Origin of the sequence: Rhizobium sp. CSW-27 (assembly GCF_018760785.1) — a bacterium.
Taxonomy (GTDB): Bacteria; Pseudomonadota; Alphaproteobacteria; order Rhizobiales; family Rhizobiaceae; genus Neorhizobium.
Genome location: NZ_JAHHZO010000001.1, coordinates 389,926 through 413,733 on the forward strand (window position 1 = coordinate 389,926; position 23,808 = coordinate 413,733).

Annotated in this window: 29 protein-coding genes; 11 read left to right on the plus strand and 18 right to left on the minus strand. The window is 65.0% G+C overall.

What is annotated here, in order from left to right; genetic code table 11:
• Window positions 1–94 precede the first annotated feature (94 nt).
• From trhA to KLP42_RS01975, 3 genes are all read right to left on the minus strand, one after another.
• Window positions 95–763, minus strand: coding sequence for a PAQR family membrane homeostasis protein TrhA (gene trhA / locus KLP42_RS01965; RefSeq protein WP_215564312.1), 669 nt, complete (start codon window positions 761–763; stop codon window positions 95–97).
• Between the two features lie 149 nt (window positions 764–912).
• The gene (locus KLP42_RS01970; protein ID WP_215564314.1) at window positions 913–1,233 is read right to left on the minus strand and encodes a TraR/DksA family transcriptional regulator; all 321 of its coding nucleotides are present in this window, start codon (window positions 1,231–1,233) and stop codon (window positions 913–915) included.
• Between the two features lie 14 nt (window positions 1,234–1,247).
• Window positions 1,248–1,658 (minus strand): universal stress protein, encoded by a 411-nt coding sequence (locus KLP42_RS01975; RefSeq protein WP_215564316.1) that lies wholly within the window; start codon window positions 1,656–1,658, stop codon window positions 1,248–1,250.
• A 193-nt stretch (window positions 1,659–1,851) separates the two neighbouring features.
• On the opposite strand from KLP42_RS01975, the gene KLP42_RS01980 reads away from it, so the two are divergent.
• Window positions 1,852–2,718 (plus strand): VOC family protein, encoded by an 867-nt coding sequence (locus tag KLP42_RS01980; protein WP_215564317.1) that lies wholly within the window; start codon window positions 1,852–1,854, stop codon window positions 2,716–2,718.
• 90 nt (window positions 2,719–2,808) lie between these two features.
• On the plus strand, window positions 2,809–3,969 hold the full coding sequence (locus tag KLP42_RS01985) for an AI-2E family transporter (RefSeq protein WP_215564319.1): 1,161 nt from the start codon (window positions 2,809–2,811) through the stop codon (window positions 3,967–3,969).
• 23 nt (window positions 3,970–3,992) lie between these two features.
• Here the strand turns inward: KLP42_RS01985 and KLP42_RS01990 are convergent, their stop codons facing one another.
• Window positions 3,993–4,388, minus strand: a complete 396-nt coding sequence (locus KLP42_RS01990; protein ID WP_215564321.1) for a DUF930 domain-containing protein — start codon at window positions 4,386–4,388, stop codon at window positions 3,993–3,995.
• A gap of 147 nt (window positions 4,389–4,535) precedes the next feature.
• Here KLP42_RS01990 and KLP42_RS01995 point away from each other — a divergent pair, with 147 nt between their 5' ends.
• Together KLP42_RS01995 and KLP42_RS02000 are read left to right on the plus strand one after the other, a co-directional pair.
• Window positions 4,536–4,805: a hypothetical protein gene (locus tag KLP42_RS01995; RefSeq protein ID WP_215564323.1), complete on the plus strand. Its 270-nt coding sequence runs from the start codon at window positions 4,536–4,538 to the stop codon at window positions 4,803–4,805.
• Window positions 4,806–4,993: 188 nt separating this feature from the next.
• Window positions 4,994–7,111 carry a S9 family peptidase gene (locus KLP42_RS02000; protein WP_353844784.1) on the plus strand — a complete coding sequence of 706 codons (2,118 nt, stop codon included), beginning with the start codon at window positions 4,994–4,996 and terminating at the stop codon, window positions 7,109–7,111.
• Between the two features lie 8 nt (window positions 7,112–7,119).
• On the opposite strand, the gene KLP42_RS02005 is transcribed toward KLP42_RS02000, so the two are convergent.
• Window positions 7,120–8,214, minus strand: a complete 1,095-nt coding sequence (locus KLP42_RS02005) for an acyltransferase family protein (RefSeq protein WP_215564325.1) — start codon at window positions 8,212–8,214, stop codon at window positions 7,120–7,122.
• 492 nt (window positions 8,215–8,706) lie between these two features.
• On the opposite strand from KLP42_RS02005, the gene KLP42_RS02010 reads away from it, so the two are divergent.
• Both KLP42_RS02010 and KLP42_RS02015 read left to right on the plus strand, forming a co-directional pair.
• Window positions 8,707–10,338 carry a GGDEF domain-containing protein gene (locus tag KLP42_RS02010; protein ID WP_215564327.1) on the plus strand — a complete coding sequence of 544 codons (1,632 nt, stop codon included), beginning with the start codon at window positions 8,707–8,709 and terminating at the stop codon, window positions 10,336–10,338.
• 232 nt (window positions 10,339–10,570) lie between these two features.
• Window positions 10,571–10,858: a hypothetical protein gene (locus KLP42_RS02015; RefSeq protein ID WP_215564329.1), complete on the plus strand. Its 288-nt coding sequence runs from the start codon at window positions 10,571–10,573 to the stop codon at window positions 10,856–10,858.
• An 82-nt stretch (window positions 10,859–10,940) separates the two neighbouring features.
• Here KLP42_RS02015 and KLP42_RS02020 read toward each other — a convergent pair whose 3' ends face one another.
• The 4 genes from KLP42_RS02020 to KLP42_RS02035 form a co-directional block, all read right to left on the minus strand.
• Window positions 10,941–11,291, minus strand: coding sequence for a hypothetical protein (locus tag KLP42_RS02020; RefSeq protein WP_215564331.1), 351 nt, complete (start codon window positions 11,289–11,291; stop codon window positions 10,941–10,943).
• Between the two features lie 102 nt (window positions 11,292–11,393).
• Window positions 11,394–12,545 carry a CDF family Co(II)/Ni(II) efflux transporter DmeF gene (gene dmeF, locus KLP42_RS02025; protein ID WP_215564333.1) on the minus strand — a complete coding sequence of 384 codons (1,152 nt, stop codon included), beginning with the start codon at window positions 12,543–12,545 and terminating at the stop codon, window positions 11,394–11,396.
• Window positions 12,546–12,630: 85 nt separating this feature from the next.
• Window positions 12,631–12,903 (minus strand): Ni(II)/Co(II)-sensing transcriptional repressor DmeR, encoded by a 273-nt coding sequence (gene dmeR / locus KLP42_RS02030; RefSeq protein WP_215564335.1) that lies wholly within the window; start codon window positions 12,901–12,903, stop codon window positions 12,631–12,633.
• Between the two features lie 157 nt (window positions 12,904–13,060).
• A complete protein-coding gene (locus KLP42_RS02035) occupies window positions 13,061–13,810 on the minus strand; it encodes a cation efflux transmembrane domain-containing protein (protein WP_215564806.1) in 750 nt (249 codons plus the stop codon).
• Window positions 13,811–13,897: 87 nt separating this feature from the next.
• Between KLP42_RS02035 and KLP42_RS02040 the strand changes: the two genes are divergently transcribed.
• Window positions 13,898–14,311, plus strand: a complete 414-nt coding sequence (locus tag KLP42_RS02040) for a MerR family transcriptional regulator (RefSeq protein ID WP_215564353.1) — start codon at window positions 13,898–13,900, stop codon at window positions 14,309–14,311.
• Between the two features lie 5 nt (window positions 14,312–14,316).
• Here KLP42_RS02040 and KLP42_RS02045 read toward each other — a convergent pair whose 3' ends face one another.
• Window positions 14,317–14,640 (minus strand): type II toxin-antitoxin system RelE/ParE family toxin, encoded by a 324-nt coding sequence (locus KLP42_RS02045; RefSeq protein WP_215564807.1) that lies wholly within the window; start codon window positions 14,638–14,640, stop codon window positions 14,317–14,319.
• Window positions 14,640–14,912: a hypothetical protein gene (locus KLP42_RS02050; RefSeq protein WP_215564355.1), complete on the minus strand. Its 273-nt coding sequence runs from the start codon at window positions 14,910–14,912 to the stop codon at window positions 14,640–14,642. Before KLP42_RS02050 ends, KLP42_RS02045 begins: the two co-directional genes overlap by 1 nt.
• A 330-nt stretch (window positions 14,913–15,242) precedes the next feature.
• Between KLP42_RS02050 and KLP42_RS02055 the strand changes: the two genes are divergently transcribed.
• Both KLP42_RS02055 and KLP42_RS02060 read left to right on the plus strand, forming a co-directional pair.
• A complete protein-coding gene (locus tag KLP42_RS02055; protein ID WP_502941253.1) occupies window positions 15,243–15,731 on the plus strand; it encodes a GNAT family N-acetyltransferase in 489 nt (162 codons plus the stop codon).
• A gap of 91 nt (window positions 15,732–15,822) precedes the next feature.
• Window positions 15,823–16,386 (plus strand): type 1 glutamine amidotransferase family protein, encoded by a 564-nt coding sequence (locus KLP42_RS02060; RefSeq protein WP_215564359.1) that lies wholly within the window; start codon window positions 15,823–15,825, stop codon window positions 16,384–16,386.
• A 12-nt stretch (window positions 16,387–16,398) separates the two neighbouring features.
• Here the strand turns inward: KLP42_RS02060 and KLP42_RS02065 are convergent, their stop codons facing one another.
• From KLP42_RS02065 to KLP42_RS02080, 4 genes are all read right to left on the minus strand, one after another.
• Window positions 16,399–17,370, minus strand: coding sequence for an ornithine cyclodeaminase family protein (locus KLP42_RS02065; RefSeq protein WP_215564361.1), 972 nt, complete (start codon window positions 17,368–17,370; stop codon window positions 16,399–16,401).
• Window positions 17,371–17,451: 81 nt separating this feature from the next.
• Window positions 17,452–18,366 carry a c-type cytochrome gene (locus KLP42_RS02070; RefSeq protein WP_215564363.1) on the minus strand — a complete coding sequence of 305 codons (915 nt, stop codon included), beginning with the start codon at window positions 18,364–18,366 and terminating at the stop codon, window positions 17,452–17,454.
• An 87-nt stretch (window positions 18,367–18,453) separates the two neighbouring features.
• Window positions 18,454–18,897 (minus strand): c-type cytochrome, encoded by a 444-nt coding sequence (locus tag KLP42_RS02075; protein ID WP_215564365.1) that lies wholly within the window; start codon window positions 18,895–18,897, stop codon window positions 18,454–18,456.
• 179 nt (window positions 18,898–19,076) lie between these two features.
• The gene (locus KLP42_RS02080) at window positions 19,077–19,916 is read right to left on the minus strand and encodes a metallophosphoesterase (protein WP_215564808.1); all 840 of its coding nucleotides are present in this window, start codon (window positions 19,914–19,916) and stop codon (window positions 19,077–19,079) included.
• 138 nt (window positions 19,917–20,054) lie between these two features.
• Between KLP42_RS02080 and KLP42_RS02085 the strand changes: the two genes are divergently transcribed.
• Window positions 20,055–20,579, plus strand: coding sequence for a GNAT family N-acetyltransferase (locus KLP42_RS02085; protein ID WP_252192695.1), 525 nt, complete (start codon window positions 20,055–20,057; stop codon window positions 20,577–20,579).
• Between the two features lie 462 nt (window positions 20,580–21,041).
• Here KLP42_RS02085 and KLP42_RS02090 read toward each other — a convergent pair whose 3' ends face one another.
• Window positions 21,042–21,644 carry a superoxide dismutase gene (locus KLP42_RS02090; RefSeq protein ID WP_215564367.1) on the minus strand — a complete coding sequence of 201 codons (603 nt, stop codon included), beginning with the start codon at window positions 21,642–21,644 and terminating at the stop codon, window positions 21,042–21,044.
• 214 nt (window positions 21,645–21,858) lie between these two features.
• On the opposite strand from KLP42_RS02090, the gene KLP42_RS02095 reads away from it, so the two are divergent.
• A complete protein-coding gene (locus tag KLP42_RS02095) occupies window positions 21,859–22,374 on the plus strand; it encodes a DUF4142 domain-containing protein (protein WP_215564369.1) in 516 nt (171 codons plus the stop codon).
• A 166-nt stretch (window positions 22,375–22,540) separates the two neighbouring features.
• Here KLP42_RS02095 and KLP42_RS02100 read toward each other — a convergent pair whose 3' ends face one another.
• A complete protein-coding gene (locus KLP42_RS02100) occupies window positions 22,541–23,428 on the minus strand; it encodes a branched-chain amino acid aminotransferase (protein ID WP_215564371.1) in 888 nt (295 codons plus the stop codon).
• Window positions 23,429–23,638: 210 nt separating this feature from the next.
• Entirely contained in the window at window positions 23,639–23,794 is a 156-nt protein-coding gene (locus KLP42_RS02105) for a hypothetical protein (RefSeq protein WP_215564373.1), read from the minus strand.
• Window positions 23,795–23,808: the final 14 nt, after the last annotated feature.

The following is a 23,808-nucleotide window of genomic DNA, read 5'->3' on the forward strand; positions in this document are numbered from 1 at the left end:
CCAACCCGCGGAAGGCCATGCGGTTCCCTGGCCGGACGGCGACCGCCGCAAGCAAGGAGAAGAACGCCGCGCCCGAAAAGCCCGGCGCACGGCTTCAGATGCCGGGCGAGGACAGGCTGAAGCAGGTGAGCACCGCCGAATAGTGAACGGCCGCCGCCGCCACGACAAAGGCATGCCAGATGGCATTCTGGAAACGCAGACGCTCCCAGACATGGAAGATCACGCCGAGCGAATAGATGACCCCGCCGATGACGATCAGCCACAGCGTGACGGGCGCCAGCAGTTCCGACAGATGCGGCACCACCACGACGCCGCTCCAGCCCATGCCAAGATAGAGCAGGATGGTCAGCCGGTCGTAGCGGCCGGGAAAGGCGCATTTCAACACGATCCCGATCACCGCCATGCTCCAGACGAAGATCAGCATGGCAAGCACCAGCGGATCGGAGGCGCCGCGCTGCAGGAAGGGCGTGTAGGTGGCGGCGATCAGCACGAAGATCGCCGAGTGGTCGAAGCGGCGCAGCAGCCATTTGGTGCGCGAATGCGGCCAGATATTGTAGGTGAACGAGATCGACAGACAGAGCAGAAGGCCCAGGCCATAGGTCCAGGCGGCCGCCAACTGGCCGTAGCTGGACCACAGGGTGGCATAGAAGATCAGCGCCGTCACGCCGATCAGCGCAAACACGATGCCAATGCCGTGCACCACGCCATCGGCGACGATCTCGTGAAAGTCATAGGTTCGGCCGAAGCGGAACAGGTCACTCATGCAATGCAATCTCCGTCTCGCACAGGATGCAGGTCCGGCATGAAAACGCAACGGGCAGCCGCCCGTTGCACCATCACATTGCATTGTGATCTGTTAAGACTTTTTGACCGTGATGCGGCGGCTGGCCGCATCACGGCTGTCGGGCCGCCTCACGCCTCGGCCATGCAGTCGCTGCAGAGCGCCGCATGCGGCACGGCGGCAAGCCGCTCTTCGGCAATCGGTTCGCCGCAGCGCGCGCACAGGCCGAACGTGCCGGCGGCAATGCGCCCCAGCGCCGCCTCGATGGCCGCCAGTTCCTTCTGCCCTGCCTCGCCCAGCCCCTCCAGCACCTCGTCATTGTTGCGCTCGATGGCGCGGTCATCGTCATCCGGATTGCCCGGCTGGTCGAGATCCTGCTCGATCTTCTGCAGCCGGCGGTCCAGTTCGGCGCGACGCGCTTCCAGAACGCGCCGGTAATGATCGGTGTCCATCCGTCGTCTCCCGCTCAGCGATCGACCAGCACCGAGCACTTGGCGTGCCGCACGATGCGGTCGGCGGTGGCGCCGATGAAATAGTTGGAAAAGTCCGGAACATGCGAGGCAAGCACGATCAGATCGGCGTGATTGGCCTCGGCAGAAGCGAGGATCTCATGCGCCGGCCCGCCCTGGCGGATCTCGATCGAGGCATCGAGGCCGAGCTTGTCGCGCAGCGCGCCGATCCGCGCATTGGCATCCGTGCGCGCCTGCCCCATCAGATCGGTCGGGATGTCGATGGTGAGATAGCCCGGCACCTCCTCGACCACGTTGACGATGGTGATCTTGCCGTCCGTATCCAGAAGGGTCGCTGCCTTTTCGAGAATGCGCTCTCCCTTTTCCATCTGGGCAATATCGATGGCGACGACGATGGATCTGTACATGATGTTCTCCCGGATCGTGTGAATGGCGCCAGTCTCCACCCGCAGGAGGTGCTGCGCCTTGAGCAAGGTCAAATGGGGAAGACAGCATCGTCTTCTTTTATCGAACGAAGTTTCGCCGGTTTGCCATCTATGTTGAACGCGCCCGCACGCCTATATCGGGCCGGGTTCCTCCTCTCCCGGAAGGCGATGTGCCATGACAGACCAAGCTGCTCCCTCCTTCGCGCTGACGCGACCGGCCCATGTGGATACGGCGCATCTTGTCGTGCAGGATCTCGACCGCGTGGCGGGCTTCTATCGCGACATCATCGGGCTCACACCGCTCGACGCCTCGGCAAGCGGGCAGGTGCTCGGCGTTGCCGGCACGCCGCTGCTGACGCTGACGACCGACCGGACGGTGGCGAAGGCGCCGCGCACGGCGGCCGGCCTGTTCCACACCGCTTTCCTGGTGCCGAACCGTCGCGCGCTCGGCGCCTGGCTTGCCCATGCGGCGCATGCCGGCGTGCGCCTCGACGGCGCCTCCGATCATCTGGTCAGCGAGGCGATCTATCTCTCCGATCCGGAAGGCAACGGCATCGAGATCTACCGCGACCGCACGCCGATGGAATGGACCTATTTCCCGGACGGCACGGTACAGATGGCGACCGAACGGCTGGACCTGCAGGCGCTCTACGACAGCGCGCCGAAGGGCGCCTGGGGCGGCATGGAGGATGGCACCGCGATCGGCCACATCCACCTGCAGGTCGGCAATATTCCGGAAGCCGACGCCTTCTATCGCGACGTGCTGGGCCTGAAGATCATGGCGCGCTATCCGGGTGCGAGCTTCTTCGCGACCGGCGGCTATCACCATCACGTGGCGGCCAATATCTGGAACAGCCGTGGCGCCGGCGCCCGCGGCACCGGCATGACAGGGCTTGCCGGCTACGCGCTGAAATTCAACGAAGAGGGCGAGCTGGCGCGGGCGCTGGCTGGCCTGGAACGCCTGGAAATCGCCGCCACCCGCAGCGCGCAGGGATGGTCGCTCAACGATCCCTGGGGCATAGGCCTGACGCTCTCGGCCTGAGGAAGCGGGTCCGACTGCCGTTTGGCGGGACCGGAGCCGGAACCGGCGCAACTCTCGCGCGTTGACGCGGCGCAAGAGGGACCCCGGACAATGGCAACGACTTCCGCCCGCCAGGGCAGGCAAAATGGCAGCATGAGACGGCGCGTGATGGAAAAGGGGTCGACGGACGACGTCGCCGTCTACCGCGCCGATGCAACGGAATTGCTGCCACTGGGGCGCGAGGCCCTGGAGGTGGCCAAGGCCTGGGCGGTGATCGGCATCTTCCTGATCATCGGCTTTGCGGTGGTGCATCACCTGTCGCTGATCCTGAAACCGGTGACGCTTGCCATCGTCATCGGCATGATCCTCGGCATGGTGGCCGAGCGGATGGGCGAATTCGGCATTCCCCGCTTCGGCATCGCGCTGATCCTTTCCACGCTGGTGATGGCCTCGGTCTTTCTCGTCATCAACGCGCTGGCCGAGCCGGTGGCGACGCTGCTGCAGGACGGTCCACGCGTGGTGGAGAACGCGATTGCCCGCATCACACCCTTCCTGGAACGGCACCACTGGCTGAACATCACGCCCGCCACCTTCGAGACCGGGCCGATGTCGATGGAGAAACTGATCGAGAACAGCGGCAATATCCTCAGCATCGTCTCGGTCAGCCTGACGCCCGCCGTCGTGCAGGGGCTGATCTTCTTTGCGGCGCTGCTGCTGTTCCTCTACGGGCGTCTGCGGCTGCGCCGCACCATCATCATGGCCTTTCCGACCCGCCGCCAGCGGCTGCTGGCCATCCGCATCATCAATGCGATCGAGGAGGTGCTCGGCTATTACTTCGCCACCGCCAGCCTGATGTACATGGGGCTTGGCGTGGTGATGACGCTGATCGCCTATGCCGGGGGGCTGCCCATGCCGGTGCTCTGGGGCATCTTCGCCTTTCTCTCCAGTTTCATCCCCTTTCTCGGCATCACGGTGATGACGCTGTCCGTGGCAATTGCCGGCATCCTGACGCATGAGGCGCTGCTTCTGGCGCTGCTGCCGGCCACGGTGTTCTTCCTGGTGCACCTGGTGATGGAGAATCTGGCCTTTCCGGCGGTGATGGGGCGGCAGTGGGAAATCAATCCCTTCGTGGTCTTCCTCGCCATCCTGTTCTGGACCTGGATGTGGGGTGCTGTCGGCGCCATGCTGGCGCTGCCGCTCTCGCTGATCGTCATGACCATGGCGCAGGAACTGTTTCCGGAGCGCCGGACGATGCCGCAACTGCCCGATTGAGGCGGCTGCGGCACCGAAACCCTTCAGTCATAGAGGTAGTACTGTTCCCACCGCTCGCGCGGCACCTTGGCGCCCACCTTGTAATCGAAGGACTTGATGTCCAGCCCGTCATTGGCGGTCAGGCACTTGTAGCGCAGGCGATACCAGTCGCCCCGGCTGCGGAAGACAGCGCCGGGTGCGCGGATGAGATCTCCCTTTTCCACCGTGTCGCCAAAGGTATAGGCGATCACCTTGTCGGGCCGGAACCCTTCCTTTTCCCGGGCGATCCGGTTCATCGCCTCGATATCGCACCGCTGTTCGCGCCGTTCCTGTGGCGTCAGCGCATCGAGCTGGCGCACGATGCGATTGTCGATCGCCTGGGCAGGCAGCGCGGGCAGGACGGCCAGCACCACCGCGGCAAGAGAAATTGATCGTTTCATGCGTTTCATTTCCAAATCACGTCGGACGCGGCGAAACCTAGGGAAGGTGTGCCGGAATGACCACCTACCGGAAGACGAATCGCGCAAAATGTGATCAACAATCCCGGACGGCGGCGCGCGGCGACCAGCCGACACGGGAGCACCGGCATGGTGGAGGCAGAACCGGAGAGTGCGAGCATCCGACCGCTTTCGGATGCACGCAAGGAGCAGATCAAGCTGCGTGCCACCTTTCTGAACGGGATCGGCATCGGCGTGATGCTGATCGGGGTGTTTACCCCGGTGACGCGGATGATCTACGGCGACATGCGGCCGGATATCAGCCAGATCTGGCTTGCGGGAGGGACCCTTGGTTGCTTTGTGCTGGGCAGTACATTACATGTGTTGGCGGGCTGGATCCTGCGAGGGTTAAGCGAATGATGGAAAATCTGTTGCTCATCAGCTTACCGGTGATCGGTGTCGCCATGGCGATCGGCGTCGTCTACTGGCAGAGCTGGCGCGACGGCGTTCTGCCCGGCCAGCGCTCGAAGAAGAAGTAAGCCTCCTTGCTCTTGGCCTGAGTGCCGCCTATCTCTGGCAGACCTTTCAGTCGATGCCGGAGTTTTCGCGTGAACAATCCCGTGGCCCGTTCCAGGGCTCTCTTCCAGAACCTCCCCACCCCGCCGAAAGCCGACAAACGGCCGGTGAACGACAGCCGCCACGGCATCACCCGCACGGACGACTACGGCTGGCTGCGCGCCGACAACTGGCAGGCGATGTTCAAGGATCCGTCGATCCTCGATCCGGCGATCCGGGCGCATCTGGAAGCGGAAAACGCCTACATGGAAGCCGCACTCGGCGACACGGCCGACCTGCAGAAGACCCTGTTTGCCGAAATGAAGGGCCGCATCAAGGAGGATGACAGCTCCGTGCCGATGAAGGATGGCCCCTTCGCCTATGGCACGCTCTATGTCACCGGCGGCGAGCAGGCGCACTATTTCCGCACACCGCGCGACGGCGGCGAGCGGCAGGTGCTGCTGAACGGCGACCGCGAGGCCGAAGGCAAGGATTACTTCCGCCTTTCCGGCATCGACCACTGCAGCGACCATTCGCTCGGCATCTGGGGCTATGACGACAAGGGATCCGAATATTTCACCCTGCGCGTGCGCAATCTCGAAACCGGCGAGGATCTTCCCGACGTCATCGAGAACACCGCCGGCGGCGGTGTGTGGGCGCCGGACGGCAGAAGCTTCTTCTATACGCTGCAGGACGAGAACCACCGCCCGTCGAAAGTCTTCCACCACCTCCTCGGGCAGCCGCAATCGGCCGACCGGCTGGTCTATGAGGAGAAGGATCCCGGCTTCTTCATGGGCGTCGGCGGCTCGCTGCTGGACGATGTGATCTATATCGACATCCACGATCACGAGACGTCGGAATACCGTATCCTCTCGACCACGGACCTGACGGCCGAGCCCTTGCTGGTGGCGGAGCGCGAAGAGGGCGTGGAATATTCCATGACCGAGGGCGGCGAGATCTTCTACATCCTGACCAATGACGGCGGCGCCAAGGATTTCAAGATCATGGCCGCACCGGTTGCCGCGCCGGGCAAGGAGAACTGGGTGGAGGTGGTGGCGCATGAGCCGGGCCGCCTCATTCTCTCGCATGCCGCCTATGCCCGCCATCTCGTCTGGCTGGAGCGCCGCGAGGGCCTGCCGCGCATCGTCATCATGGACCGCGCAAGCGGCGAGCAACATGCGATTGCCTTTGCCGAAGAGGCCTATTCGCTGGGCCTGCAGGGGGCTGCGGAATACGACACCGACGTCATCCGCTTCTCCTACTCCTCCATGACGACACCGAGCCAACTCTTCGACTACAACATGGCAACCCGCGAGCGGGTGCTGTTGAAGACGCAGGAAGTGCCCTCCGGCCATAACCCGGACGACTATGTGACGCGCCGCGTGATGGCGCCCGCGCATGACGGCGAACTGGTGCCGGTTTCGCTGCTCTATCGCAAGGATACCCGGCTTGACGGCTCGGCGCCGTGCCTTCTCTATGGCTACGGTGCCTATGGCATCACCATTCCCGCCTCCTTCTCGACCAATACGCTGTCGCTTGCCGATCGCGGCTTCATCTACGCCATCGCCCATATCCGCGGCGGCAAGGACAAGGGCTTTGCCTGGTACGAGGACGGCAAGATGGAGCACAAGGAAAACACCTTCCGCGATTTCATCGCCGCCGCCGACCATCTGGTGAAGGAGGGCTTTACGTCCTACGACAACATCATTGCCGAAGGCGGTTCGGCCGGCGGCATGCTGATGGGGGCGATCGCCAACATGGCGCCGGAGAAATTTGCCGGCATCATTGCGGCCGTGCCCTTTGTCGATGTCTTGAACACCATGCTGGACGACACGTTGCCGCTCACCCCGCCGGAATGGCCGGAATGGGGCAATCCGCTGGACTCCGAGGAGGAATATCGCTGGATCGCAGCCTATTCGCCCTATGACAATGTGGCAGACAGGCCCTATCCGCCGATCTTCGCCATCTCCGGCCTTACCGATCCGCGCGTCACCTATTGGGAACCGACCAAGTGGATCGCCCGCCTGCGCGATACGGCGCCGGAGGCAGGCCCCTATCTCCTGAAAACCAACATGGCCGCCGGCCATGGCGGCAAATCCGGGCGCTTCCAGCGCCTGGAGGAAATCGCCTTCGAATATGCCTTCGCGATCAAGGTGGCGGGGAAGATGTAACCGAAGGCTCAGCGGGCGTCGAGGGCGGCAGGTGCCGATCCTCGGCCCGCCAGCCGGCGGCGCACCGGCTCGTCATAGGCACGGTTCAGCCAGACGCAGAGAAGCGCCGTTGCCGGCACCGCGCCCCACAGGAACCACAGATCCCGCTGGTGCACGGAAAGCCCCAGCCAGCGGGACAGGGCGGCCATCAGGCTCATCAACGGCATGTGCAGGATATAGATCCCGTAGGAGGCCTCGCCCAGCGCATGGGCCGCTCGCCGGATGGGACCCGCAAGCCGGACACCGGACGCCAGCCGCAGCAGGCAGGGCCAGACGACAACCACTACCGCGAGATCGAATTGCGGGCGAAGCGCTACGGCGGGCGTTGCTGCAAGGACGAAGGCGCCCGCCATCAGCACCAGCGGCAGCACCGGGCCAGGAACCGGGCCGAGTGGCAGGAAGCGGCGCATGAAGATGCCGCACAGGAACGAGAAGAAGATCCACCCCAGGCCGCCCTCCAGACTGTCCCAGCGGGTTCCGACATCCAGCCCGGCATGATGCCAGGTGACCAGCGCGAGCAGCAGTCCGGCGAGGCCGATCAGCCAGGCCAGCCGCCGGCGCGTCAGCAACAGCGCCATGCAGCCGAAGGCAAGGTTGAGGAGGATTTCGAGAAACAGCGACCAGGCGGGACCGTTCAGCGGAAAGAGCTGCGTCGGGCTGATCGACAAGGCCGGCGGCACCGGCAAGAGGACGGCGGAAAGAACGAAGCTTGCCGCGAGATCCAGCCGGGAAAAGGCACCGATGCCCTCACGCCCGATCCGCTCCAGGACCACCAGGGCCGAGATGAGAAGTGACAATGCGTAGAGCGGGTAGAGGCGCGCCAAACGGCGCCGCAGGAAGACCAGCGGCGAAAGCCCCGTCCGCAAACGCGCATCATAGGCATGGGCGATGACGAAGCCGCTGAGAAGGAAGAACAGGTCGACCGCGAGATAGGCACCCGGAAGCCATCCATCCGCAAACCGGGTATAAAACTGCAGGTGAAGACACATGACGGCGATGGCCGCAAGTCCCCTTGCCCCATGCAGGGCATCGAAGCGCTGGGTCTCTGTGGCGGCTGTCTGCATCGACTGCATCCTCCTTGAAGGTGGGGACGGAAGAACCGGTGCGGTAGGCAGGCACGGGAACCCAGCCCCGGACCTGCGCCGCGCCCCCCCGCAGCCGCGGCCTGTCATAGACCCGCCGGGCCGTTGCCGGCACCGCCGCCACGTCCCTCGAACCGATAAGACAGCAATAGGTTCTGCCAACCGGAGACAAAACGGGGCGCATTAGCGCGCAGGCAACGTCTGCCGCAGCAAGATCGGCGCCCGTTGCGCGCGATCGGCTGTATTCACCCCGACGCTCAGCCGGAAATAGTGTCGAAAAACAACATTTTTTCGCTTTGTCATGCAGATGTGACGCTCGTGTTTGCCTGAATTTGCTACATGTCGTCCTGGGGAAGCGCGAATCGCCGGGGAACAGGCCGCAGGCAGGCGGCGAGGCGCAAAGATCTGCGGCATGATTGTTGCCGAGTCGTGCCGATTCGCTACAATAACCCAAAAGGGGCGGGGTAAGGCATTTTGGAGACGTCAGTCGGGCTGCTCGGAGCGACAATCGTTCTGGCGCTGATCATCATCGTTGGCACGCTGCGCGCACCCAATGCGCCAGGACGCTATGCCTTTGCCCTGTCCGTGCTGATGTCGCTATGGTGGACGGGCTGCGTGCTCTATCGCCACAGCGTGGCCGATTTCGAACAGCAGCTGGTGGCCACCAAGCTCGCCTGGTTCGGCATCATGGGCACGCCGCTTTACTGGTCGCTGAGCTTCGTCACCTATGCGCGCGGCCGCCAGCCGGAAACGCTGGGGCAGATGGTGGTGATCGGCCTGATCTCCACCTTCTTCGGCATCATCGCGCTCACCGATTCCTGGCACCATGCCATGTATCTGGAGCTGCTGGATGCGGATGCCATGCTGTTTCGCCACGGCTGGGCCTATTGGGCCGCCCTCGGCATCGCCTATTCGACGATGACGGTGGCCTCCATCACCGGCACGGTGCTGACCATCCGCCACCGCAGCATCCACCGCTGGCAGATCCTGTCGCTGCTGATCGCCGCGCTGGTGCCGTGGATCGCCAATATCGCCTATACGCAGTACAATTTCACGCTGTTCAACGACGATCCGACGCCTTTCGTTTTCGTCGGCGCCGGCGCCTTCATGCTCGGGGCGCAACTGCTGGGGCGGCTGTTCGTGGTGCCGCCGATCGGGCGGGAAGCGATTTTCTCGATCCTGCCCGATCCGGTGATCATTCTGGACGAGGCCGGGCGCATTCTGGAACTGAACCCGGCTGCGGCAAGCCTGCCCGGCCTTCCCCAGCACCCGATCGGCGAGGTATTGCGCGAGCCGGCCGAACTGACCGCACTTCTGGCCCGCACCGCCCATGGCGACGAAGAGCGGCACGAACTGACGCTGGCCGGAAGCGGCGCCTCCTACGAAATCTCGATCCACTCGCTGAAGCCCTGGGGCCGCATGGGCGGACGCATGATGGTGATGCGCGACATCTCCCTGCGCAAGGCCGACCAGAACCGGCTGGCGAGCCTGTCGCACGATCTGGAAGCGCGGCTGCAGGAGAACCTGCGCCTGCAGGAACTGCTGCGCGAGGAGGCCTTGCGCGACCATCTGACCGGGCTCCACAATCGCCGGCACGCACAGAACATTCTGCCCGACCTCCTGTCGGCCCAGACCTGCGGTGGCGTCGCGGCGCTCGCCATTCTCGACATAGACCACTTCAAGAGCTTCAACGACCGGTTCGGCCATCAGGTGGGCGACGAGGTGCTGAAGGTCTTCGCCGAAACGCTTCTGACCGGTCTCGGGCCTGGCGACAGCCTGTTCCGCTGGGGCGGCGAGGAGTTTCTGATCTATCTGCGCGGCACCAGTCGCGCCGAGGTGCTGGCCTGCTGCGCGCGGTGGCGCGAGGCACTGCGCGACATCCGCGTGCCCGGCCTGCCCCATGCGAGCCTCACCTTTTCGGCCGGCATATTCCTCTGCCCGGCAACCGGCGCAAGCCTGGAAGCCGCGATCAAGGCCGCCGACCAGGCGCTTTACGACGCCAAGGCTGCCGGCCGCGACCGCTGCTGCCTGGCGGGCGACCCGCGGTCGGGCTCCTGCCCGACGGCAAGCGGACCGGCTCGTCAGGGCATTGCCTCGCTCGTCTGAGATTCGCCGCACCGGGATCCGGCGGGCAGTTTCGGCGAGCCGATTCCCGCATACAACCGATCCGTCCCGCCGAAATGCGTAAAAACGCGCCCCTTGCGGGCAAATCAGCCGGCACCCCGGACAAGCGCCTGTCTGTCAATGCCCCGTTTTTCGCATTGCGAAAAGCCGCAAGCCTCGCGCAAGCTTGATAAGTTAACACTTTCTTAACGATAACCAGCACGGACACACAGCCATGCAGATCCAGAGCGGGCTGAGCGGCTACGGCTATTCGGGGCGTTCCTACAGTATCGAACGCCGAACCGAAGCGGCGACCGAACAGCGTCAGACAGATCAGCCGCAGCGCTCCGCGTCTGCGCTGACCGGCAGCAGCACCCTTTTATCCTCCTCCCTTGCCAACGCCCTGTGGGCGGTGGAAAACGCCCGCAGCGATGCGGGACAGGCCGGCCATGAGACGGCTCCCCTTCTCCAGACTCCGGCCGGCTCGATCGAGAAGGTCGAGGACGTCTATTCCGAGTTCTGACGGCGCCGGGGCGGAACAGCCCTCCCCGGCAACCTTATTGCAGAGCAACATCTGAGACCCACATCAGGGCCAGCGTGTGCCCTTAGTTCGTTGGCGAATAGCAGTCGATCGCCAAGCTTCCCCGTTGTCCAACGACCCGGCAATCCCTGTAGACGCAACGATAGCCGTTGTTGAAACTGGTGTTGTCCGCCGCCGGGATAACGACATTCATGTACGTCGCGCTGGTGACGGCACCATTCAGCGTCACCGCAGCCGCATTGGGCTGCAGAACGACATTCCTCCCATCCTGGAAGTTGACAGTCACATCTTGCGTGCATGCATTGCGGGTCGGGTTATTGTTGAATGTCTGCACATATTGAGCATGGGCAGGAACAACGATCGTTGTGAGAGCCAGGCACAATGCGCCAAGGAGTGAGAAAAGATACCGGTTCATCGGATGTCTCCAAGTTTGGAATGAACCGCCCAGAATGCAATCATGAGGCGCATTTATAGTTTTTGCAATTATTAATTTTTCTTGCGTCCCTTGTCGCCCCCCTCACGCCGCCCGGCTCACCTCCACGGTGACATGCGAGAGCGTGTCGAGATCCTTCAGCCTGTCCTTGTAGGCCGCCGGCTCCAGCGGCTCGGAAGCCGAAAGCGCCACGATGGCGGCGTGGTGGCCGGGGCCGACCTGCCAGACATGCAGGTCCGTGACCTGCCCTTCCGCCATCGCCAGCCGGGCCCGGATCTGCTCCGCCAGCCGCCCTTCGTCCGGCACCACATCGAGCAGCACGCGGGAGGTGTCGCGGATCAGCGCCCAGGACCAGCGGGCGATCACCAGACCGCCGACAATGCCCATGACGGGATCGAGCCAGATCCAGCCATAGGCGCGGCCGAGCAGCAGGGCGAGAATGGCCAGTACCGAGGTCAGGGCATCGGCCAGCACATGCAGATAGGCGGCGCGCAGATTGTTGTCGCCGGCATGCCCGTGATGGCCGCCATGATGGTGGCCACCATGGCCGTGCCCGCCATGATGCCCCGCATGGTCGTGACGTCCGTGCGCTGTCGGCTCAGGGTGAGCATGGTGCGCCACATGATCCCGATGGTCGTGGTGATGATGGCCCGCCTCATGGTGGTCATCATCATGACCGTGAGGGCCATGATCCTGGGCATCATGCTGGCGGGGGCCGGCGTGACGGGCAGGACCGTGATGGTGACCATGGTCGTGACCGTGATGATGCGGCTCGTCGCGCAGCAGCCATGCGCTGACGAGATTGACGGCAAGACCAAGCACCGCGACCAGGATTGCCTCGCCGAAGGCGATCGGCACCGGTTCGGCAAGCCGGAACAGACTTTCGACCGCAATCAGCAGCGCGATCAGCGCCAGCACCACCGCGCTGGCAAAGCCCGCCAGATCGCCGAGCTTGCCGGTGCCGAAGGTGAAGCGGCCGTTTCGCGCCTCGCGCCGCGCATACCAGTAGGCGACCGCGGCAATCAGCATGGCGCCGGCATGGGTCGACATGTGCCAGCCATCCGCCAGCAGCGCCATCGAGCCGAACAGGCTGCCGGCGGCAATCTCGCCCACCATCATCGCCGCCGTCAGCGCGATGACGAAGCCCACCTTGCGTGCATTGCGATCGTGGTTTTGCCCAAGGAAGACATGCTCGTGGACAAGGCCATCGGGCGACGGAGGGGTCTGCGAGGTCATGGGGTTCCTCCCGGTTTGAAGGTCGGGCGCCGCATGGGCGCGTTCCCCGCCGCGGCGGATGCCACGGCGGCTTCCTGCATCAGGTTCAGCGTATGTAGGTGCGCAGCGCCGCCGCCAGTTCCTCGGCCGCCACGGCGCGCTCCGTCTCGCCTTCGGCATGCACCACATGTTCGGTGAGATGCGCCTCCATCACCTCTCCGGTGAGGCCGGAGAGAGCGCCACGGATCGAGGCCAGCAGTTGCAGCACCTCTCCGCACGGCTTTTCCGCGATCAGCGCCCGCTCGACGGCTTCCATCTGCCCCTTCAGGCGGCGCACGCGGGCCAGCAGCTTTTCGGCATCGCGAATGGTGTGGGACATGGGTGGCGCTCCAGTACTATACCCCCCTACCCTATGTTGGTGACACGAAAAGAACAAGACCCGGGAGGAAGCACGTGACGCGGGCCTTGATGCGGGTCTTGACGCGGCTTGGCGGATCGGCGGCGCACGGGGGGACGCCGCCTTCTGCCACCCTCCGTCAGCCGGAATGGGCGTGGTGGTGCACCCCATGGCGATCGCCGCCGGCATGATCAAGCGCGCAGCAGGCGGACGGGCTGCCGCTTGCTGCGGGCGCGCCGCCATGCGGATGCGCGCCATGATCGGGATCGACGGCACCGCCCGCCCGCCACTCCGCCCGGGACTGGCTGAGGATCTGCACCGCCGAGGTGAGGAAGAGACCGGCCATCACGGTGGCGACGGCAAGGTCGGGCCAGGCGGTGCTGGTGCCCCAGACGCCGAGCGCGGCGATCATGACGATGACATTGCCGATCGCATCGTTGCGCGAGCACAGCCAGACGGAACGCACATTGGCATCGCCGTCCTTGTAGCGGACAAGGAGAAGCACGCTGGCCAGGTTGGCGAGGAGCGCCAGCAGGCCGATGAGACCCATGACCGGCGCCTCCGGCACGCCGGCGACGAAGACACGATAGAGCGTGGCGCCGAACACGAAGAGCCCCATCAGCAACAGGCTGATGCCCTTGGCCGCCGCCGCAAGGCTGCGCACCTTCAGCGAGGCGCCGATGACGGCCAGCGAGATGCCGTAGGTGACGGCATCGGCGAAGAAATCCAGGGCATCGGCCTGCAGCGCCTGCGAGCGCGCCATCTGGCCCGCCGTCATCTCCACCACGAACATCGTCGCGTTGATGAGGATGACGGCCCAGAGCCTGCGTTTGTATGCGGGCGAAAGCCCCTCGAAACTCGCCTTGTGGTCGCAGCAGCCTGCGCTCATCATGTCACCTCTGTCGCTTGCAATTCTTCTGGTGACACCACAGATAATTCCTCTAGCGGCTAGAGGTTCAAGAGGCGGAGTGCAAAAATGTTTTCGATCGGCGAAGTGTCCCGCCGCACCGGCGTGAAGGTGCCAACCATCCGCTATTACGAGCAGATGGGCCTGATGGCGCCCTCCGAGCGGTCCGAGGGCAACCAGCGCCGTTACGGCCGGGGCGATGTGGAACGGCTGACCTTCATCCGCCACGCCCGCGACCTCGGTTTCGAGATCGACCGCATCCGCGAACTTCTGGCGCTCAGCCAGCATCCGGAAGCCCCTTGCGAGGGGGCCGACCGCATTGCCGGCGCGCATCTGACCGAAGTGCGTCAGAAGATCGAACAGTTGAAGCGGCTCGAAGCCGAACTGGAGCGCATCGTCTCCCACTGCGGCGGCCACACCGTGGAGGATTGCTATGTAATCCGCGCCCTTTCCGACCACGGATTGTGCGAACACGAACATTGAGGCGGCTATTGCCCGTCCGGATCATCCCGATAGAGCGCCTCATAGTCGCGCCCGCCATAGAAGATATTGGTGATCTCGACCTGATCCGAACGCAGGACATAGGCAATCACGGCCCGTCGCTCGAAGGGAACGGTCCGCAATCCGGGAACAAGGTCATCGCGTCGTCGACCGCCATCCGGCGCATCGCCGATACTGCGGCAGCGCGCCATCATGCGTTCGACAAATCCGCGCGCCGTCGCCTCGTTGCCGCTCCGCTCCAGAACGAACAGATAGATCGCACGAAGATCGGCCAGCGCATCTTGCCGGTAGGCCACCGGCAGCCGGCGGATCATCGCAGGGACGCGGCCGACCGCTGCATGAAGTCGCCCATTGACCGCTCGGCCTCATCGGCTGGAACCGGGGTCTTGCCGTCCTCCAGCGAATGCTGCACACGCTGTCGCAGCCGTTCCAGGCGCTGCACCGGGCCCTCCCCGCTCATCACACGCACGGCAGCCTCGATCGCCGCAGCCGTCGAGGGATAATCGCCGCGCTCCACGCTGAGGCGCAAAACCTCCAGCGTTTCCGACGAAAGATCAACGGCGATGCGTTCGGTCTTGCCCATTGCAGCCTCCGGCCATGGTGGCGATCCGACATCATCCTTATCCCTGCCTGCGCCTTCTGGCGACAGCTTGGCCTTGGAGACGGAACCGTGTTTGCGCAAGCCAATCATACCAGCCCCCGCCCCGCAAGTCACACACCCCTTGACACCTGCAGAAATCGGGCGCATGCATGGCGTCATGATGATCGAACGCGCACCCATTGCTGCCACGTATTTTTGGGCCTACCGGTAACGGGCGGCTCGACAGATCACAATGTCAACAAGCCGCCGTCAGGCGGCTTTGTTGTTAGAAGACGGCACCTGACGGCACGAGAAAACCAGAGGATGCCGCAAATGCCTGAAGATACCGAAATCTCCCTTCTCCGCCCGGCCGTGGTGAACATCCGCGTCGCCAAGCCGCGTGACCTGCCGGAACTCAACGAAATGATCGCCCTGCTCGCCGCCCATCACGGCGATGCCTCGGCCATGACGCCGGAAACGCTGGAGCGCGACCTGTTCGGCCCCATGCCGTGGATCCAGGCGCTGGTGGCCGATGGCGGCGACGGCCTGATGGGCTACGCCATTCTGGTGCCGCTCTACAGGGCGCAGGAAGGCAAGCGCGGCATGGACCTGCACCATCTCTTCGTGCGCGATGGCCATCGCGGCCACGGCATCGGCCAGCATCTGGTGGCGCGCGCCCGCGACTGTGCCCGCGCCCAGGGCTGCGACTACCTTTCCGTCTCCGCCGCCACCGGCAATTTCGCCGCCCACCGGTTCTACGAGCAGATGGAATTCATCGCCCGGCCCGTCACGGGCATGCGCTTCCTGCAGCCGCTGGCGTGACCCGTCCGCGTCACGGCGCGACAGGATCGCGCCTGACACCGGGGCGCCCCTGCCCCGCACCCGTGACATGCGAACCAAGGGAGAACCGCGCATGACCCGCATCGCCATTGCCCTGACGCCCGATTATGCCGACTGGGAGATCGGGCTTCTGATCGCCGTCGCCCGTAGCTTTCTCGGCGCGGAGATCGTCACCGCCTCGCCGGAGGGGGCGCCGGTCACCTCCATGGGCGGCCTGCGAGTGACGCCGGACTGCGCCTATGCCGGGCTTGATCCGGACGCCTTCGACGCGCTGGTCATTCCCGGCGGCATGAGCTGGGAAAAGGGCACGGCACCGGATCTGTCCGGCCTCGTCCACGCCTTTCGCGACCGCGGGCGCCTGGTGGCCGGCATCTGCGCGGCCGCCAGCGCGCTTGCCGGCACCGGCATCCTCAACGAAGTCGCCCATACCGGCAATGCGCTCGCCGCCCATCAGGCCGTGCCCGGCTATGGCGGAAGCGCGCTCTACCGCGACCAGCCGCAGGCGGTGTCCGAGAATGGAATCGTGACGGCGCCCGGCACCTCGCCCTTCACCTTCACCGTGGCAATTCTGACGGCGCTTGGCCTTTGGACGCCGGAGGCGGACGCGGAGATGGCGGGTTTCGGGCGGGAATTCTGACGCCGCCTCGCCTCAGTCGAGAAGGTCGATCCGGCGACCGAGCCCCGCCGCCACAGCGCGGCGATAGGCAAGCCAGCCGGCCGCCAGATCCTGGAAGGCAAGACCGACACTGCCGAACACGGTGATGGCATCCGGATCCGTGCGCCCGGCGCGCGTTCCCGCCAGCACTTCGCCCAGTTCGGCATGAATGACCTCGGCGCCAAGCCCGGCGCCGCCGACGGCGCCCATCTCGAGCGCCAGCCGGCGATCATCCACCACCACCCGTGCCCGCTCCAGCACCTCGGCTGCCACCTCGCATTTGCCGGGCTGGTCCGGACCGAGCGTGGTGATGTGCATGCCGGGCCGCACATGACGGCGGTAAAGGAAAGGCTCGCGTGCCCAGGTGGCGGTGATGACGATATCCGCCGCCTGCATCGCCTCCTCCAGGCTGCCGCAGCCGACCGCCGCGATACCGGCACAGCAGGGCTGCGCCAGATAGTCGGCCACCGCCTGCGGCACGGGATCGAAGACCTGCACCCGATCGATCCGCCGCAACAGCCGCAGCGCGGCCAGTTGCGCACGCCCCTGCGCACCGGCCCCGATGATTGCCACCGTGCGGGCCTCGGGCCGTGCCAGCGCATCGGCCCCCAGCGCACCGGCAAGGCCGGTGCGCAGCGCGGTCAGGTAACTGCTTTCCATCATCGCCAGGAGGTCACCGGTCTGCAGGTCGTTCAGCAGCAGCACGCCGCGGATCGCCGGGTCCCGGCCGGGAAACTTGGCATGCACCTTCACGCTATAGGCGGGAATGCCGGGCACCAGCCCGGGCGCCAGCAGCATGCCGGAAGCACCCGCCGGCACGTCGGAAACCGGCAGCGGCACCGGAATGCGCATCGCCTCCACGCTGCGGCGGGTGGAATAGGCGACAAAGGCCTGTCGCAGGGCATCGAGCAGCGCCTGCTCGTCCAGCAGTGCGCGCATGTCGGCGCGCGTCAGCATCAGGGTCATGACCGGTCCTTCGGGAAACCATGCGGCGGGAAGGCCAGCATGGCCGATCTCCCCTGCCCGAGACAAGGGGCGCGCGGGATTCTATCGCGCCGGAACCGCCTTCAGATAGGCGGCAATCGCCTGCAGATCGCTTTTCGGAAGGTGCGCCAGGTTCTGCTGGACCTCCACCATCGAGCCGCCGACGCTGTCGAAATCGGGGGTGAAGCCGGTTTCGAGATAGGTGACGATCTCCTCTTCGCTCCACTGGCCGATGGATTGCGAGCCGGGAGTGATGTCGGGAATGCGGCCCTCGCCTTCCGGGTTCGGTCCGCCGGCCAGCCACTGGCCGGCCTGGAAGCCGCCGAGCACATTGCGCGGCGTATGGCATTCGCCGCAATGGCCGGGGCCTTCCACCAGATACTGGCCGCGCTTCACGGCATCGCCGGCCTCGGCAAGATCGACACGCGGCGCATCCGAGAAATAGAGCAGTTTCCAGCCCCCGACCGCGATGCGCATGTTGAAGGGGAAGTTCAGCGCATGCGGCGGCGCGATCGCGTCGCTTGCCGGCAGGCTCTTCAGGTAGCCGAACAGGTCGTTGATGTCCTCGCGCGTCATGCGCGCATAGGAGCCGTAGGGAAAGGAGGGGTAGAGATGCTCGCCCTTCGCGCCGACGCCGCGGGTCATGGCATCGCCGAACTGCGCCAGCGTCCAGCCGCCGATGCCGGCCTGCGGATCGGAGGAGATGTTGGGCACATGGAAGGTGCCGAAGGCGGTGGGCAGCGCGCGGCCGCCGGACAGGACCTTCAGAGCCTCGCCCTGCGCCCCGGCGGCGGCATGACAGCTGGCGCAACCGCCGGCCCAGAACAGCACTTCGCCATGCGAAAGATCCGGCGCGGCAAGGCCCGCCCAGTAGGAGGCAGGATGCGGATCGGGCTTTGTCAGCGCATAGGCGACGCCGGCCCCCACCGCTGCGGCAACCACGCCGGCCAGGGCAAACTTGCTCCAGATCGAGGCCATCCCCTTCCCCTTTCGGTCAGCTCAGACACAACAAGACGATTCGCCGCCGGGTGTGGCCCGGCGGCGGCAAGACCGTTCGGACACGCCTCAGCGCTTCAGGCGATAGGTCTGGTGGCAGGCACCGCATTCGGATCCCAGCGTCTGCATGGCCTGGCCAACACCGGCCTGATCCGCCGGCATGGAGGCGAGAACCGTCTGGGCATCGCTGGAAAGCTTCTCGGCCTTGGCCTTGAAGTCGGCGGGGTTCTGCCAGATGGCCGGCGCCGCTTCCGTCTCGAAGCCGGTCTCGGAACCGGCCGGGAAGTGATTGGGGAAATCCTTGGCGGATTCGGCGATCGTGGAAAGCGCGGTCTTCACGGTGGCAGCGTCATAGGGCTTCTGGCCCTTGGCAATCGCGCCGAGCGCGCCCATCGAGCCGCCGATCTTCTTCATCAGATCCTGTCGTACGACCTGCGGTTCACCCGCAGCAAAGACGGCGCCCGCGCCAAGACAGAGCGCCAGAATGCCGGCGGTCACCAGTTTCAGTTTCATGGAAAATCTCCCCTTCTGTCGACGCCGGACCCACCCCGGCATTTCCTGCGACGGGGCATGATGGCATGGCATGCACTTGATTTACATGACGTTTGAGCAGGCACACACAGATGTGATGACCACGCGGAAAGCGAAAGGGCAAGGCGGCCTTGCCGGCCGTTGCCGAGCCTGCAGCCGGCTCAGCGCGGCAGAACCCGGCTTTCCTCGCGGCCGAAGCCGCGCACCTCGATGCGATCCTCATGCAGGCCGATCAGAGAGAAGGCATTCTGCCGCTGCGTATCCACCATGCCCCTGAGATTGAGGAACCAGCATTTGCCGGCACGCGCCACGCCGCCCGCATGATAGTGGCCGCACAGATAGGCAATCACATGCGGCGCGGACGAAAAGAGATCGGCAAGCGCCTCGGCGTCCCACAGGGCGTGGTCGCTGTGGGGATAAAGCGGGAAATGTCCCATGGCGATGACCGGCTGGCCAAGCGCGCGCGCCGCCTCCAGCTGGCCGGCGATCCAGGTGAACTGGCGCTGCGAAATGCCGGCATTCCACTCCATGGCATTGATCGCGCCCTTCGCCTTCAAACCCGCAAGCCGCGCCGAAGCCTGCGCATTGGCGTCGGAGCCGGGCATTGTGGCAAACAGGCTTTCCTCGCAGCCGTCGATCACGACGAAACGGATGCCGCCGCGCACGAAGCTGTAATAGGGCGCCGGCATGCCGAGCAGCGCATGCACGCTATCGAGATGCTCCGGATCGACCAGGAAATCGTGATTTCCGGGCAGGAACAGGCATTCGTGGCGCGAGCGCCGGTAGATGGAAAGCGGTGCCTCGAAATGCTCAATGCCCCGATCCACCAGATCGCCGAGCGTCATGACGAAGGAGAGATCCTCGCCCTCGAAGGTGGCGATCGCCTCGGCAAGCTTGCCGAGACTCGCCCGGAAATGACGGTCGAGCACCGTGTTCGGATCGAGATCGGCATATTGCGGATCGGCAATGAGGCCGAAGCGGAGGAGAGGCTGGTTTGGCATGCGGCGGCAATAGCCGGCTGGCGTGACACGGTTGTGACAGGCGATCTGCCACAGCCCCCGGCACGGGCGCGGCGCTTTGTCCATTGACCGCGCCACGTCACCGGCTTAACCGCCGATGCCCTGACCGGAGAAGACCCCATGAAAGACACCCTGCCGCCCCCCGCCGACATGATCGACCTTCGCCCCGTGCTGCGCAGCGACGCGGCCGATCTGCTGGCTGCCAATCTGGACAGCCTGCCGCAGCATCACCCCTGGGTCTGCCCGCCGACCGACGAACCGGGCTTCGAGGCCTGGTATGGACAGGTGGTGACGGGCGCCAATGTGAGCCTGATCGCGCGACTTGCCGCAACCGGCGGCATCATCGGCGTCTTCAACCTCAGCCAGATCGCGCTCGGCAATTTTCGCAGCTGCTATCTCGGCTATTACGGCATGGCAGGGCTTGCCGGGCGCGGGCTGATGACGGCAGCGCTGAACAGGGTGCTGGCTTATGCCTTTGACGAGATCGGCCTGAACCGCATCGAAGCCAATATCCAGCCGGGCAACCATCGTTCCATCGCGCTCGTTTCCCGCTGCGGCTTTTCGAAAGAGGGTTTTTCGCCGCGCTACCTGAAGATCAACGGCGTGTGGTGCGACCACGAGCGCTGGGCACGGCTGGCGGACTGAGGAGAGCGAGACGCCAGAAGCAAGACCGCCGGCCCCTTCCGGGCACCGGCGGTCTGCCTGTCGGATCAGAATTTCACGGCGAAGCCGGCACGCAGCCGGGACGGCTTCAGATCCTGCCCCGCAAGGCTGCAATCACTGATGCCGATCAGCGTGCCGATCTCGGAACGCCGGAGGATGAGGCGAAGCGTTTGGCAGGCTGCCGATACCGGGGCAGAAAGTCGGCTTCAGCCTCACAATTTCCGCAGTGTCATCCACCAGCACTACGGGGAGCGGTCCGGCCGGGTCCGGGACATGACTGTCTTCGGCTCTGGCGGGCGGACTTTTTCCTGTTTCATCGCGGGCGTTTTTCAGCGCCGCTCTGTGTCGGCGCGGGAAACCACGGCAAAAGAAAAGGCCCCGGCGCGAACCGGAGCCTCTCAGAAACGACAGGAGACCGGCAGAAGGCGCCGGTCCTTGCGCTGCTTACTTCGTGGCGGCTTCGTACATTTCCAGGACGTAGTCCCAGTTGATCAGGCTGTCGACGAAGGCTTCGAGGTACTTCGGGCGGGCGTTGCGGTAGTCGATGTAGTAGGAGTGTTCCCAGACGTCGACGCCGAGGATCGGGGATGCGCCGTGCACCAGCGGGTTTTCGCCGTTCGGGGTCTTGGAGATGACGAGCTTGCCGTCCTTGACCGAGAGCCAGGCCCAGCCGGAGCCGAACTGCGTGGTGCCGGCGGCAACGAAATCGGCCTTGAACTTGTCATAGCCGCCGAGGTCGCTGTCGATGGCGGCCTGCAGCTTGCCGGGCAGCTTGGTGCCGCCGCCATCCTTCTTCATCCAGTTCCAGAAGTGGATGTGGTTGTAGTGCTGGCCGGCATTGTTGAAGAGGCCGGCATTGGTGCCGTAGGACTTCTTGACGACTTCTTCCAGCGACAGGTCGGCCATGCCGGCTTCGGCGGCCAGCTTGTTGCCGTTGTCCACGTAAGCCTTGTGGTGCTTGTCGTGGTGGAATTCGAGCGTTTCCGCCGACATGAACGGGGCGAGCGCATCGTAGGCATAGGGGAGTGCGGGAAGTTCAAAGGCCATGATCTTACTCCTTTTCGGCAAAACACCTGAAGCGATGTTGAGGCGGAACATAGGTTCCAACGCGGCGCTAGGCAACCGTGCGCGCGGCTAAAACGGTACGCCATTTTTGCCATTCTCCCGCACCTTGGACACAGCGCGCGACGGGAGCCGCTTCAGCGGGAACTTCGCGGGCCGGCAGCGGTTCTGGGCGCGGGCGGAGCACAGGAGAGAGACCATGAACAGACGCACCATTCTGGCCGGCATGGCGCTGGCCGGCACGCTGCCGGTCGCCGGCCAGGCGCTTGCCCAGACAGGCCAGGCCACGCAGGCCGCTTCCGGCAAGGCGCTGGATCCGGCGAAGATGAAGGCACTGATGGGCGGCGATTTTGCCACCGCCAGCAGCGAGCTTGCCCGGCAGAAGGGCACCGCCAATGCGGTGAAGGTGTTCGCCCAGCTGGAGATCCGCGAGCAGGCCGCCGTTGCGAAAGCCTTCGGCGCAGAGCCCGGTTCGGCCGGCCTCAGCGAAAAACACCGGCAGATGCTTGCCAAGCTCGAGGCCGCCAGCGGCGCGGAATTCGACCGGATGTATATCGACGGCCAGATGGAGGGCCATCAGGAGCTTCTGGCGATCCACAAGCAGTATGCCGAAAACGGCGAGGACCCGATGGCCCGCGGCGCCTCGATGGTGGGCGTACCCTCCATCGAAACCCATCTCGGCATGCTGAAGACGATCCGGCAGTCGCTCGGCTGATCGGAGATCGGCACGGTCTTGCCGGAGAGGCCTGCCCGGCAGCAGCCCGGGCAGAGGGGCGTGCGAGGCACATCCCGCCTCTCTCCGCTCACAAGGCGCGATTGGCCCCTCACCCGCCGGGAGGGGCCATTCTTGCGCGAGCCGCGCGGCGGTCCGTGCGCAGGCCTCAGGCGGCCGCCTTCGTTCCGGCGCGCGCCCAGTCCATGTAGAGCTGCAGCGCCTTGCGGGCGAGCGGCCCCTCCTGGAATTCCTGGTCGTCCAGCCGGTTGATCGGCACGATCTTCGAATAGTTGCCCGAGGTGAAAATCTCGTCGGCCGTCTTGAAATCCTCGACCGTCAGTGTGCATTCGCGCACCTCGACGCCGGCGCCGCGCAGAAGCGCGATGACGCGCGAGCGGGTGATGCCGGCGAGGAAGGTGCCGTTGGCGACCGGCGTCATCACCACGCCGTCCTTGACCAGGAAGATGTTGGAGGAGGCGGTTTCGGCCACATTGCCGTTCATGTCGCGCATCAGCGCGTTGTCGAAGCCGCGGGCGCGGGCCTCGATGATGGCGCGGCCGCTGTTCGGGTAGAGACTGCCGGTCTTGGCGCCGGTCATCGCCACTTCCGGGTTCGGCCGGCGGAAGGGCGAGACGGTGATGGACGAGGGCTTTGCCGTGTGCATGGGCGCCTCGAACAGGCACAGCGCGAAGCGGGTGGATTCCGGATCGGCGGCCACCACGGAGGAGGCCATGCCGTGTTCGGCCCAGTACATCGGCTTGATGTAGATGGCGGTCTTGCCGTCGAACTTCCTGACGCCCTCCAGTGCCAGCGCCTCGATCTCCTCGGCGGCCATCGTTGCCTTCATGCCCATGGCGAGTGCCGAGCGGTTGACACGCTGGCAGTGCAGGTCGAGGTCGGGCGAGATGCCGTCGAACCAGCGGGCACCGTCGAACACGGTCGAGCCCAGCCACATGGCATGCGAGGTGGGGCCGATCAGCGGCGGATTGCCGGCGATCCAGTCCCCGTCGACGAAGGTCCAGGTGGTGCTGCGGGGGGCGGTATCGACAGGCATGTTATTCTCCGTGCGCGTGCAAAACTGGCGGAAATGAACGCGCCACCTCCCGGTCAGGTCAAGGGATTTTTGCGTGACGCCACGCAATCGAAAGAAAATTGCTCCGCACCCGCCCCTCGTTGATATCGCCGGTCGGCACCGGTGAACGGGGTGAATGAACCCATCACACCCGGTGATGGACAGGCCTGCCGCCACCGTCGCCGCGCGCCCTCAGGGACGCGGCGACGGTGGCGGCAGCAGCGGCGAGGTTTCTCCGGTTTCCGGACCGCGCGTGCGGTCTTCGAAGGCATTCCGGTCGATGAGCGGAATGCTCAGCACGATGGCAATCAGAATCGCGATCCACACCAAACACCAGGAAATTCGCATCGGCCCTCATACTC

Coding starts and splice junctions, on each gene's coding strand:
- KLP42_RS01990 (WP_215564321.1), bottom strand. CDS start 4,388: ATGAAACGATCAATTTCTCTTGCCGCGGTGGTGCTGGCCGTCCTGCCC.
- KLP42_RS02055 (WP_502941253.1), top strand. CDS start 15,243: ATGCCTGAAGATACCGAAATCTCCCTTCTCCGCCCGGCCGTGGTGAAC.
- KLP42_RS02085 (WP_252192695.1), top strand. CDS start 20,055: ATGAAAGACACCCTGCCGCCCCCCGCCGACATGATCGACCTTCGCCCC.
- KLP42_RS02015 (WP_215564329.1), top strand. CDS start 10,571: ATGCAGATCCAGAGCGGGCTGAGCGGCTACGGCTATTCGGGGCGTTCC.
- KLP42_RS02070 (WP_215564363.1), bottom strand. CDS start 18,366: ATGGCCTCGATCTGGAGCAAGTTTGCCCTGGCCGGCGTGGTTGCCGCA.
- KLP42_RS02075 (WP_215564365.1), bottom strand. CDS start 18,897: ATGAAACTGAAACTGGTGACCGCCGGCATTCTGGCGCTCTGTCTTGGC.
- KLP42_RS01970 (WP_215564314.1), bottom strand. CDS start 1,233: ATGGACACCGATCATTACCGGCGCGTTCTGGAAGCGCGTCGCGCCGAA.
- KLP42_RS02050 (WP_215564355.1), bottom strand. CDS start 14,912: ATGGGCAAGACCGAACGCATCGCCGTTGATCTTTCGTCGGAAACGCTG.
- KLP42_RS01980 (WP_215564317.1), top strand. CDS start 1,852: ATGACAGACCAAGCTGCTCCCTCCTTCGCGCTGACGCGACCGGCCCAT.
- KLP42_RS02100 (WP_215564371.1), bottom strand. CDS start 23,428: ATGCCTGTCGATACCGCCCCCCGCAGCACCACCTGGACCTTCGTCGAC.
- KLP42_RS02040 (WP_215564353.1), top strand. CDS start 13,898: ATGTTTTCGATCGGCGAAGTGTCCCGCCGCACCGGCGTGAAGGTGCCA.
- KLP42_RS02105 (WP_215564373.1), bottom strand. CDS start 23,794: ATGCGAATTTCCTGGTGTTTGGTGTGGATCGCGATTCTGATTGCCATC.
- KLP42_RS02035 (WP_215564806.1), bottom strand. CDS start 13,810: ATGAGCGCAGGCTGCTGCGACCACAAGGCGAGTTTCGAGGGGCTTTCG.
- KLP42_RS01995 (WP_215564323.1), top strand. CDS start 4,536: ATGGTGGAGGCAGAACCGGAGAGTGCGAGCATCCGACCGCTTTCGGAT.
- dmeR (WP_215564335.1), bottom strand. CDS start 12,903: ATGTCCCACACCATTCGCGATGCCGAAAAGCTGCTGGCCCGCGTGCGC.
- KLP42_RS01975 (WP_215564316.1), bottom strand. CDS start 1,658: ATGTACAGATCCATCGTCGTCGCCATCGATATTGCCCAGATGGAAAAG.
- KLP42_RS02095 (WP_215564369.1), top strand. CDS start 21,859: ATGAACAGACGCACCATTCTGGCCGGCATGGCGCTGGCCGGCACGCTG.
- trhA (WP_215564312.1), bottom strand. CDS start 763: ATGAGTGACCTGTTCCGCTTCGGCCGAACCTATGACTTTCACGAGATC.
- dmeF (WP_215564333.1), bottom strand. CDS start 12,545: ATGACCTCGCAGACCCCTCCGTCGCCCGATGGCCTTGTCCACGAGCAT.
- KLP42_RS02080 (WP_215564808.1), bottom strand. CDS start 19,916: ATGCCAAACCAGCCTCTCCTCCGCTTCGGCCTCATTGCCGATCCGCAA.
- KLP42_RS01985 (WP_215564319.1), top strand. CDS start 2,809: ATGGCAACGACTTCCGCCCGCCAGGGCAGGCAAAATGGCAGCATGAGA.
- KLP42_RS02060 (WP_215564359.1), top strand. CDS start 15,823: ATGACCCGCATCGCCATTGCCCTGACGCCCGATTATGCCGACTGGGAG.
- KLP42_RS02090 (WP_215564367.1), bottom strand. CDS start 21,644: ATGGCCTTTGAACTTCCCGCACTCCCCTATGCCTACGATGCGCTCGCC.
- KLP42_RS02005 (WP_215564325.1), bottom strand. CDS start 8,214: ATGCAGACAGCCGCCACAGAGACCCAGCGCTTCGATGCCCTGCATGGG.
- KLP42_RS02065 (WP_215564361.1), bottom strand. CDS start 17,370: ATGACCCTGATGCTGACGCGCGCCGACATGCGCGCACTGCTGGACGAG.
- KLP42_RS02020 (WP_215564331.1), bottom strand. CDS start 11,291: ATGAACCGGTATCTTTTCTCACTCCTTGGCGCATTGTGCCTGGCTCTC.